This window comes from Actinomycetota bacterium, from assembly GCA_040755895.1.
Taxonomy (GTDB): Bacteria; Actinomycetota; Aquicultoria; order Subteraquimicrobiales; family Subteraquimicrobiaceae; genus Subteraquimicrobium.
Window position 1 is genome coordinate 1 of sequence record JBFMAG010000050.1, and the last position, 2,932, is coordinate 2,932.

General features: G+C 46.4%; 4 protein-coding genes. All 4 read right to left on the bottom strand.

Annotated features, from left to right (window positions below; all coding sequences use genetic code 11):
* A partial coding sequence (locus AB1466_02430; protein MEW6188959.1) for a phosphatidylserine decarboxylase occupies nt 1-288 on the bottom strand: 288 nt, incomplete at its 3' end.
* A gap of 45 nt (nt 289-333) precedes the next feature.
* The gene (locus AB1466_02435; protein MEW6188960.1) at nt 334-1,338 is read right to left on the bottom strand and encodes a hypothetical protein; all 1,005 of its coding nucleotides are present in this window, start codon (nt 1,336-1,338) and stop codon (nt 334-336) included.
* Between the two features lie 43 nt (nt 1,339-1,381).
* Nucleotides 1,382-1,882, bottom strand: a complete 501-nt coding sequence (locus AB1466_02440; protein MEW6188961.1) for a DUF523 domain-containing protein — start codon at nt 1,880-1,882, stop codon at nt 1,382-1,384.
* Nucleotides 1,883-2,536 (bottom strand): MgtC/SapB family protein, encoded by a 654-nt coding sequence (locus AB1466_02445; protein ID MEW6188962.1) that lies wholly within the window; start codon nt 2,534-2,536, stop codon nt 1,883-1,885.
* Nucleotides 2,537-2,932: the final 396 nt, after the last annotated feature.

Sequence of the window (2,932 nt, forward strand, 5' to 3'; positions counted from 1 at the left end):
ATAGATGCCCACCAGCCAACCATTTTTGATTTCTTCATCCATCCCCAGTTTTGTGATCTCTTTTAATTTGATCCGCTGGTCCAATTTCTTCGAATGAACCTCGCCTCCCGTTATCTTTTCTATATATAACACCCTTCCATCGGCAGGGGAGATGATTACGCCATCCTTCCTAGGGGGGATCCTCAAGGGGTCTCTATAGAACCACACCTTCCTCAAATAGAAGTAAGCTCCAAAGATTAAGATCAAGAGAAAAAGAACAGACGAAATGATCCAATTCGAAACACGCATTTTAGAAATCACCCCGCCCATAACCATTTAACCATTAACCCGGTTTTACCATTCCCTCCATACCTTCCAAAGGCAATAGGGTAACTTCGGTATGTAATAACCCAAAAACCCGGCGCAAATTTTGAGCGGACTTTCCCAAGACGAGTCTCCATGTTCCATCTCTGGAAGGGGTTTAGATTCGAAAATGCCAGTTCTATAAGCGTTGTCTAAAGCTGAGTAGGTTCTCAATAGACCATTCCGTTCGAAATAGCTCTCTACTTGATCTGAAGGGGTATTTAAAAACAATTCTTTGGGTACATGATGGAGCTCTACCAACTCATCGTAAATCTCATCCAGAGATTCATCATATCCATGTACAGCGATTTGAAATCTAAGCTCATTATATCGGGTGATATCAAACTCGAAAATCCTTTCGGAATCGACTATGGCCTTTATCGCTCTAACCAGCGTTCGGATTCTCCCTAAATCCCAAATGGGGTCAAATACTCTGATCTCTATGGTGCCCAGTCTTTTAGCCAAAATTATATCCTGAAATCTATATTCCCAATCCGATCTTAAGCGGCCTATGGCAAAAGATTTAGCAATTCTAAAGGATTGACCGAAATATTTTCCCCCGGCATAGGGAGAATTGACCGTGAGGAGGGTGAGTAGAGGGAGAAAATGGACGAGATTTTTGTAAACACGCTGTTGGTCCTTCACACCACCGATGTGAATTTGCAAGGCACAAGTGTTGGTAGGAGCTTCGTAGTTTATGAGATGACCCAGAGGGACTATTAAGCCCTCACACATGTCCATCAAATCTTTTCTGCGAGAAGCAAGGTCTTCGATGAGGGAGTCCATATCCTGATGCATGAAGGTGCTGATCTCTATTCCGCTCATCAGACCCTGTTTTATATCCCTTCCCCGAGCGAAATTAGAAGCGGTGTGGGAGTAATAGAATCGGGGATTTTTCCAAAGCAGCTTAGCCAGATAATAAAGGGATCTAAGGGTTGGTTTTTCCGGCTCCACAATGAAAACTTCTTCTTCGATACCGAAGATCGCTTTTTCCATGGCCTTACCTCACGTCACGCACTTTAAACTCGTCCACCTATCCTCAATTCAGCTCTTCCTCGGTTATTATCTTGATTCCCTCCCTCTTCAGCAAGGAAGCGGTCACGCCATTCCCCTTCCTTAAATTATTGGTGAAAGTACCATCGTAAATTCGTCCAAAGCCACAAGAGGGACTTCTCGCCTTAAGGACAGCCGCCCTTGCCCCTATCAATTTTGCCAATTTAAGAACTTCGTGAGCTCCTTTTATGCACTGAGAGGTCACATCCTCACCCTCTTTGGTGAAAACACCGGTTCTTCCACCGAGAACATCCTCTCCACTTCCATCCCGAATTTCCATGGGTAAGCGCGGTGTGGGAAGTCCCCCCAACTGTTCAGGGCAAACGGGTATGGCCTTGCCCTGCCTGACCAGTCTTTGCACCTTCTCCAGAAGCTTGTTTTTCCCATCGTATCTACAATTTATGCCCACCAAACAGGCACTCACTATGTATCGCCCCTCAACCCTCGTCTTTCCCTGAATGGTGAACGATGAACGATGAACGCTCATCTATGCCTCCCAATACACCCTGCTCAGCCCTTCAATCTTGGAAAGCCTTTTTGTGACCTCTTCAGAATGCATACTCGAAGGTACATCGACAACCAACTTAATGGTGCAAGTCTTCCGCTCTTCATCGCACTCCAAATCGACATCCTTTATATTCACCCCCAGCTCGCCCAGAGTGGAGCCAACCTTTCCCAGCTGTCCGGGTCGATCCTCCGAGATCATGGTCAAAACTCGCCGACCCCCTAGGATTCGCAACTCAACTTCCTTAAAGACGGAGAGAACGATGAGTATCAAAGCGGTGGCCGCCAAAGCTGGAACATAAAAACCAATCCCCACAGCCAGTCCTATTGCCGCTACCCCCCAGACGCTTGCCGCCGTCGTTAACCCCCGCACTATGCTGCCTTGTTGAATAATGGCACCCGCTCCCAAGAAGCCGATGCCCACGACGACCGCCGCGGCGATTCGGCTTATGTCCACATATGGCTTCCCGGAAAAGGGATAAACCGATACCAGCATAAATAAGGCTGAGGCCATACAAACCAAAACGTGGGTGCGCAAACCAGCTGGCTTCTCAGCTTTCTCTCGCTGGTAGCCTATGATTCCACCGAGGAAGGTGGCCAGAACTAACCTTATAATAACCTCCACAATCCCAATCATTTATGATGCCCCCTTTAAACACCGAACATACGAGTCAGGAGAATTTTAACTGTCCCATGACCCATGTCCCCGACCCATGACTTATGACTCCATCAAACTTGCCGCGTAACTATGATACAACACTTCAACCGTTAATCTCCATTCCAATTTAATTGGAAAAAATTCTCCAACCTTCCATGGATTCCTGTATAAATACTTCAGCCGCCGCTCGGGTCTCGCCTCGCTACAAAACTCTGAGAATGCTTAAGAAGTTTTCATGGGCGAGGCTCCGACACTTTCTTAAGCACTTACCCCTCCCTCGAATGTCCGTTAAACCAAGCTCGTTAATAGTCAAAGTTAAATCATAGGGGAATCTTCGCAAAAAAGTTCGGTTATCTTCAAATTTGGGTTGAAATT

Bases quoted from the DNA above. Each gene is read 5' to 3' on its own strand.
- AB1466_02435 (MEW6188960.1), bottom strand. From the start codon at position 1,338: ATGGAAAAAGCGATCTTCGGTATCGAAGAAGAAGTTTTCATTGTGGAG.
- AB1466_02440 (MEW6188961.1), bottom strand. From the start codon at position 1,882: ATGAGCGTTCATCGTTCATCGTTCACCATTCAGGGAAAGACGAGGGTT.
- AB1466_02445 (MEW6188962.1), bottom strand. From the start codon at position 2,536: ATGATTGGGATTGTGGAGGTTATTATAAGGTTAGTTCTGGCCACCTTC.